The organism is Micromonospora sp. I033 (assembly GCF_053890995.1).
Window position 1 is genome coordinate 20,676 of sequence record NZ_JBSSLX010000064.1, and the last position, 7,679, is coordinate 28,354.

The following is a 7,679-nucleotide window of genomic DNA, read 5'->3' on the forward strand; positions in this document are numbered from 1 at the left end:
CGGCCGGAGCATCCATTTACCAGCTCAAGATCATGGAAGTCCCGGATCGCTATCGGAGGCATCACTTGCACGACAACGGGGGATCCACCGGCGTGTCCACGGCGCGCCGACGGCGCACACCGCGCCGCCTGCTCGGCACGGGCCTCGCGGCCCTGCTCGCCACCACCGGCGCCGTGGCGGCCACCGCCCAGCCGGCGTCGGCCCTGCTGAACTATGTCCCGCCCGTCGAGGTGGCCTGGACCGACAACGCCCAGCCCACCCGATCCTTCCCCGCCGAGGACGGCAGCCTGCCGGTCGGCACCTGGCAGGGCACCGCCGGCGACAAGCACACGTCCCGGGCGTACTTCACCTTCGACCTCAGCGGCTATCACGGGCAGCGGATCATCAGCGCCCGGGCGGTCACCGGCGAGCGGTCGGTCGCCAACTGTGACAAGCCGCGCGAACTCCAGCTCTGGCGGACCGAGAACCCGACCGCCGCGCCCACCTGGAAGGACGCGCCGGCAGCCGTCGCGAAGCTCGCCGACCTCACGGTCTCCGGTCCGGCCTGCCCCGCCAGCTACCTGGCCACGGCCATCACGGACGCGGTGAGCACGGCGGTCGCGGCGAAGCAGGACAGGCTCACCCTCATGCTCCGCATCGGCGAGCACGAGGACGGCCTCCAGTGGGGCCGGCGGGTGAACACCCTCGGCATCTCGCTGGAGCACAACAGGCCGCCGAACGTTCCGACCAACCTCGCCGCCGGCGGCGTCGCCTGCCGCGACGACATGTTCATCGGCACCACCCGGCCGGAACTCCAGGCCGTGGTGACCGACCCGGACGTCAACGAGACCGGCGGTGGCGACCCGCTCAAGGCGACCTTCGCCTGGTGGCCGGTGGACCGGCCCACCGAGCGGTCCGAACTGGAGTTCAGCTACACGCTGCCCTCCGGCTCCCGGTTCCAGTACACGATCCCGGACGGCGTCATGGTGGACGGCGGCACGTACGCGTTCAGCGCCCGCGCCACCGACCAGTACGGCGACGCCTCGGCCTGGTCGCCGGCGTGCCGGTTCACCGTCGACACGAAGGTTCCGCCGGCGCCCACGGTGTCCTCGACCGACTACCCGTCGGGCTGGGAGTGGCCGGGTCACGGTGGTCCGGGCATCCCCGGCCGGTTCACGTTCACCACCACGGGCGCCGACGACGTGGTCGGCTTCCGGTACGGCCCCTCCGGCCCGCTGACCTTCGTGAGCGCCGACGCGGCCGGCACGGCGACCGTCTCGGTCACGCCCGACCGGTACGGCACCAACTGGCTGTATGTCCAGGCGGTGGACCGGACCGGCAACCGCTCCCAGTCCACCGTCTACGAATACCGGGTCCGGGACACCGCGCCGACGATCACCGACGGGAACCCGACCGGCGGCCTCGGTGAGGCACGTGAGCTGACGTTCTCGCCGCGCATGGAGAACGTGGTCTCGTACACCTGGCGGCTCAACGACGGCGAGCCGGCGACCGCGCCGGCGGCCGGCGACGGCACCGCCACGGTGACGATCAACCCGCGCAAGGGCGGCACCAACACGGTCACCGTCACCAGCCGGACCTCCGACGGCCTGCCCAGCGGCACCGCCGAGTACCGGTTCTACCTGGCGAACGCCCCCGTCATCTCCTCGCCGGACTTCCCGCTGGACGGCAGCGACGGCCCGCTCGCCGGCACGGCCGGCTCGTTCACCTTCGCACCGGGCATGCCCGGGGTGACCGAGTACGTCTGGTCGGTGAACGGCGGCGAGCAGCACACCGTAGCCGCGAACGAGGACGGCACCGCCCGCGTCGCGTACACGCCGACCTGGGCCGGCTTCCAGTGGATCGAGGTGTTCAGCCAGACCGCCGACGGGACCGAGTCCGAGGTCGCCTCCGGGTACTTCGTCATCGTCTCGCACGCACCAGAGGTCAGCTCGACCGATTACCCCATGTACCGGGAGGCCGGCGGGCCCGGCGTGACCGGCGCCTTCACCTTCCGCCCCGCGCACGAGGGCGTCACCGGTTACGTCTACGACTTCGGGGACGGCCCGCAGACCGTGGCGGCGGCGGCCGACGGCACCGCGACGATCAACTGGACGCCGCGGTCGTACCCGGCCGACAGCAGCGGTTGGGTACGGCTCACGGTCCGCGAGAAGATCGGTGACATCGTCTCCGACGAGACCGAGTACCCCCTGATCCTCGGCAAGCTGGCCCCGACGGTTACCAGTGCGGACTATCCGGCCGACGGCGAAGGCGGCGGCCCGGGGATCGCGGGCAGCTTCACGCTGGCCGCCACCATGCCGGGCACCACCGAGTTCGTCTACCGGTTCGGCACCGAGGAGAAGACCGTGCCGGCCGGCCCGGACGGCACCGCCACCATCACCCTCACACCCACCGAGGGCGGCGGCAACTTCCTGTTCGTCTCCAGCCGGACCGGCTCGGGCATCACGTCCGGGGAGGACTACTACTACTTCTACGTGACCTACCCGAGCTGACCGGACGACGAAGGGGCGCCGGGTGGGATCCCACCCGGCGCCCCTTTCGCGTACGCGCGTCGGAGGTCAGCGCCGCCCGACGGTGAGCACCGGCTTGGTGACCTCGGCGAAGAAGTCCTCGCCCTTGTCGTCGACCACGATGAAGGCCGGGAAGTCCTCCACCTCGATCTTCCAGACCGCCTCCATGCCCAGCTCGGGGTATTCGAGCACCTGGACATGCTTGATGCAGTCCTGGGCGAGGCGGGCCGCCGGGCCGCCGATCGAGCCGAGGTAGAAGCCGCCGTACGCCTGGCAGGAGCGGGTGACCTGGGCGGACCGGTTGCCCTTGGCCAGCATCACCATCGAGCCGCCGGCCGCCTGGAACTTCTCCACGTAGGCGTCCATCCGCCCGGCGGTGGTCGGGCCGAACGAGCCGGAGGCGTAGCCCTCGGGGGTCTTGGCCGGGCCGGCGTAGTAGACGGCGTGGTCCCGCAGGTACTGCGGCATCGGCTCACCGGCGTCCAGCCGCTCGGCGATCTTGGCGTGCGCGATGTCCCGGGCCACCACCAGCGGGCCGGTCAGCGACAGCCGGGTCTTCACCGGATACTTCGACAGCTCGGCGCGGATCTCGTCCATCGGCCGGTTGAGGTCGACCCGGACCACCTCGGAGCTGTCCAGCTGGGCGTCGGTGACGTCGGGCAGGTAGCGGGCCGGGTCGGTCTCCAGGCGCTCCAGCCAGACGCCCGACGGGGTGATCTTGGCGACCGCCTGGCGGTCGGCCGAGCAGGAGACCGCGATGGCCACCGGGCAGGAGGCGCCGTGCCGGGGCAGCCGGACCACCCGCACGTCGTGGCAGAAGTAGCGCCCGCCGAACTGCGCGCCGATGCCGAAGTTGCGGGTCAGCTCCAGGACCTCGGCCTCCAGTTCGAGGTCGCGGAAGCCGTGCGCGCTCATCGAGCCCTGGGTCGGGAGGGCGTCCAGGTACTTGGCGGAGGCGTACTTGGCGGTCTTCAGCGCGTACTCGGCGGAGGTGCCGCCGATGACGATGGCCAGGTGGTAGGGCGGGCAGGCCGCGGTGCCGATGAGGCGCAGCTTCTCCTCCAGGAACTGCATCATCCGCGTCGGGTTCAGCAGCGCCTTGGTCTCCTGGTAGAGGTAGGACTTGTTGGCCGAGCCGCCGCCCTTCGCCATGAAGAGGAACTTGTACGCGTCCGGGTGCCCGTCCGGGTCCTCGGCGTAGAGCTCGACCTGGGCGGGCAGGTTGCTGCCGGTGTTCCGCTCCTCCCACATGGTCAGCGGGGCGAGCTGGGAGTAGCGCAGGTTGAGCCGGGTGTAGGCCTGGTAGACGCCGCGCGAGATGGCCTCCGCGTCGGCGCCGTCGGTGAGCACGTGCCGGCCACGCTTGCCCATCACGATCGCCGTGCCGGTGTCCTGGCACATCGGCAGCACCCCGCCGGCGGCGATGTTGGCGTTGCGCAGCAGGTCCAGCGCCACGAACCGGTCGTTCGGCGAGGCCGCCGGGTCGTCGATGATCGACCGGAGCTGGGCCAGGTGGGCCGGGCGCAGGAAGTGGGCGATGTCGTGCATCGCCTCGGCGGTCAGCGCGGTCAGCGCGGCGGGCTCCACGGTGAGGAACCGACGGCCACCCGGGCCGTCGACGACGTCGACGCCCTCATCGGTGACCAGGCGGTAGTCCGTCTGGTCCGGTCCGGTCGGCAGCAGGGGGGCGTACGAGAAGGCGGCGGCACTGCTCATGACGGAAAAGCCTAGGGCAGAGCCGTCGATCGGTGGCACCCGCCGGGTGCGTCCTGGGACGCCGCTCTCACCCGGCGTCACTTGCCGTCGGCGCAGAGTTCGTTCTTCGGGCCGCAGCTGCCCTGGTCGGTCGGGGGTCGCCAGGTGTCGCCCGGGTCCGGCGCGGGCACCGCGTCCTCGTCCGGCGGGGGCACCCCGGCGGCGCCGGCGCCCCAACGGACGTACCCGATCTCCCGGCCCTCCCCGATGATCATGCCGTTCGGACCGACCGCCAGGGCGTTCGCCGAGGTCCGCAGCAGCACCAGCTCCCGACCGCTCCGCGGCTCGACCGCGATGAGCCGGGACGGCTTCTCCTCGGCGATCAGCGCCGCGTACGGGGTGAGCGCCGCACCGCTCTTGCCACCGGCCTGCCGGGTCCACCGGACGGCGTCGACCGACAGCTCGCGGCCGAGCAGCGAGCGCTTGTCGGCGCTGCGCACCAGCGCGTAGCGGTCGTCGACGGCGAGCACCTTCTCGCCCTCCCCGCCGATCAGGAGCAGCCGGCCGTCGTAGCCGTCGAGCACCGCCTCGCGCCCGTCCGGAGCGACGCCGAGCAGCACGTTGCGGGCGCCCTGCGGGTCCTCCCGCTGCACGCAGCCGGCGTAGTCGGCGGTCCGCAGGTTCACCCCGTTGCGCCGCCACACCTGCTGCCCGGTGGCCGGGTCGACGGCGGTGAGGACGAAGTAGCAGGTCCCGTCGCGGGAGGTGGCGGTGATCCGGAGCAGCCGCCCGCCGACCACCGCGAGCCGCTCCTCGCGGCCGGGCTCGACGTTCTGGAGCACCCGGCCGGTGGCGGTGTCCACCACGTGCACCCGGTCGTCGACCGGGAAGCCGAGCAGCGGCGGGACCGACTCCGGCCCGGCCACCCCGCCGTCGATCCGCGGCGCGCCGAGCCGCCGGGTGCCGAGCAGCTCGGGGTTGTCGGCGAGCACACCGCTGTTGACTCCCGGGAGGAACGCGCTCCACCGCGGCGCGGTGCCGCGCGGCTCCCAGGCGCGCAGGGTGCAGTCGGTGGACCGCACGCAGTAGGCGTCGAGCAGCAGGTTGCGGTAGGTCCAGACGGCCACCGCCCGCTCGTCCCGGCGGCGGACCACGCCGGTGGTGGGGTCGAGCACCTCGTACCCCTTGTCCAGGAGCTTGCCCACGGCGACGACCGGCTCCCGGTCGCTGCCGGCCACCGCCGCCCAGTCGGCCTTGCGCTCCCAGAGCTGCGCGCCGTTGGCCAGGCTGCGCGCCTCGACCCGCGTGCGCTGCTCGACGATCACGGTGTCGCCGGCGATCGTGACGCTCTTCGGGGTGCCGCCGATGCGCTGCTGCCAGACCACGTCCGGATCGGAGATCGGCTTGCTCCGGTCGACCCAGTCCCACATCGCGGGGAACGGGTTCCACACCCCGGTGGCGGCGAGCACGACCACGGTGATGAGCCCCAGCAGCAACCAGCCGCGTACGCCAAGGCCCTTCACACCGCACACGGTAGCGACGATCACCGCTGCGCCCGCCCCCCGAACGGCCGTGTCGCGCCGCTTTCTCGGTCAGCCGCCGGACGGCGCGCCGCGGGCGGCGGAGCGGACCAGGGGCAGGGTGCGGTAGGGGATCTGCTCGGCCAGCGCGATGATCGTGGAGGCGCGGCGGATGCCCTCCGAGGCGACGATCTGGTCGATGACCCGCTGGAGGTCCGTGTTCGACCGGGCCACGATGCGGCAGAGCAGGTCGCTGGAGCCGGTGATGGTGTGCGCCTCCAGCACCTCGGGGATGGCGGCCAGGTGCGCGGTCACCGGGTCGTGGCCGTGCCGCTGGCTGATCTCCAGGGTCACGAAGCTGGTCACCCCGAAGCCGATGGCGGCCGGCGAGATGTCCGGCCCGAAACCGCTGATCACCCCCCGCTCGACCAGCTTGTCGAGCCGGGCCTGGACGGTGCCCCGGGCCACGCCGAGCCGCCGCGAGCACTCCAGCACCCCGATCCGCGGCTCCTCGGCGAGCAGATCGATCAAGCGGGCGTCCAGCGCGTCGAGCTGTGCATCCTGACCAGTGTTCATGGGGTTTCACATTACCGAATGCACAACCTGACCAGCATTTTCGACAACTGTTGCCCAACTGGCGGTCACGCGGCGATCCTCGCCACAACAGCAGATCAACGGCGGCCCACGAGGCCGGCCGGTACGCAAGGGAGGCCACCATGACCCAGGCGATCGACCGACCCCAGTCGACCGAGGAGGTCGACGTCGACGCCCTCGTCGGCGCCGTCGACCACGACATCACCCGCGACCCGTTCCCGGTCAAGGGCCTCGACCACGTGCACTTCCTGGTGGGCAACGCCAAGCAGGCCGCCCACTACTACTCCACCGCCTTCGGCATGACCTGCGTGGCGTACCGGGGGCCGGAGCAGGGCTACCGGGACCACGCCCAGTACGTGCTGACCAGCGGCTCGGCCCGGTTCGTGCTGACCGGCGCGGTCCGCCCGGACGCCGAGGGCGCCGAGCACGTGGCCCGGCACAGCGACGGCGTCTCCGACATCGCGCTGGAGGTGCCGGACGTGGACGCCGCGTACGCGCACGCCACCGCCCAGGGCGCGACCGGCCTGGTCGAACCGCACGACGTCAGCGACGAGCACGGCACCGTCCGGATGGCGGCCATCGCCGCGTACGGCGACACCCGGCACACGCTTGTCGACCGGTCCTGCTACACCGGCCCGTTCCTGCCCGGCTTCGTGGCCCGCGCCCCGATCGTGGACCGGCAGCCGATGATCGACGCCGGCATCCAGCCGAAGCGCTTCTTCCAGGCCGTCGACCACGTGGTCGGCAACGTGGAGCTGGGCCGGATGGACGAGTGGGTCGAGTTCTACAAGCGGGTCATGGGCTTCAGCAACATGGCCGAGTTCATCGGCGACGACATCGCCACCGACTACTCGGCGCTGATGAGCAAGGTGGTCGCGAACGGCACCCGCAAGGTGAAGTTCCCGCTCAACGAGCCGGCCGTGGCCCGCAAGAAGTCGCAGATCGACGAGTACCTGGAGTTCTACCAGGGCCCGGGCGCCCAGCACATCGCCGTGGCCACCAACGACATCCTGGCCAGCGTCGACGCCATGCGGGCCGCCGGCGTCGAGTTCCTGGACACCCCGGACTCCTACTACGAGGACCCGGAGCTGCGCGCCCGGATTGGCGAGGTGCGGGTGCCGATCGAGGAGCTGAAGTCCCGCAAGATCCTGGTCGACCGGGACGAGGACGGCTACCTGCTCCAGATCTTCACCAAGCCGGTGCAGGACCGCCCCACCGTCTTCTTCGAGCTGATCGAGCGGCACGGCTCCCTCGGCTTCGGCAAGGGCAACTTCAAGGCCCTGTTCGAGGCCATCGAGCGGGAGCAGGAGAAGCGCGGCAACCTGTAACACTGTCCGCGTGACCCAGCCTCCCCCCATGTCGA

5 protein-coding genes are annotated in these 7,679 nt (G+C 71.7%); 2 read left to right on the top strand and 3 right to left on the bottom strand.

Translation table 11 applies throughout. The features are described from left to right. Positions 1–92 precede the first annotated feature (92 nt). Positions 93–2,489, top strand: a complete 2,397-nt coding sequence (locus ACW0Q9_RS13650; protein WP_456181190.1) for a hypothetical protein — start codon at positions 93–95, stop codon at positions 2,487–2,489. 66 nt (positions 2,490–2,555) lie between these two features. On the opposite strand, the gene ACW0Q9_RS13655 is transcribed toward ACW0Q9_RS13650, so the two are convergent. The 3 genes from ACW0Q9_RS13655 to ACW0Q9_RS13665 form a co-directional block, all read right to left on the bottom strand. After that, positions 2,556–4,223 carry a fumarate hydratase gene (locus tag ACW0Q9_RS13655; protein WP_456181192.1) on the bottom strand — a complete coding sequence of 556 codons (1,668 nt, stop codon included), beginning with the start codon at positions 4,221–4,223 and terminating at the stop codon, positions 2,556–2,558. Between the two features lie 77 nt (positions 4,224–4,300). Next, the gene (locus ACW0Q9_RS13660) at positions 4,301–5,683 is read right to left on the bottom strand and encodes a hypothetical protein (protein WP_456181198.1); all 1,383 of its coding nucleotides are present in this window, start codon (positions 5,681–5,683) and stop codon (positions 4,301–4,303) included. Positions 5,684–5,794: 111 nt separating this feature from the next. Next, positions 5,795–6,298, bottom strand: a complete 504-nt coding sequence (locus tag ACW0Q9_RS13665; protein ID WP_456181194.1) for an Lrp/AsnC family transcriptional regulator — start codon at positions 6,296–6,298, stop codon at positions 5,795–5,797. 140 nt (positions 6,299–6,438) lie between these two features. Between ACW0Q9_RS13665 and hppD the strand changes: the two genes are divergently transcribed. After that, positions 6,439–7,644 carry a 4-hydroxyphenylpyruvate dioxygenase gene (hppD, locus tag ACW0Q9_RS13670; RefSeq protein ID WP_456181196.1) on the top strand — a complete coding sequence of 402 codons (1,206 nt, stop codon included), beginning with the start codon at positions 6,439–6,441 and terminating at the stop codon, positions 7,642–7,644. Positions 7,645–7,679: the final 35 nt, after the last annotated feature.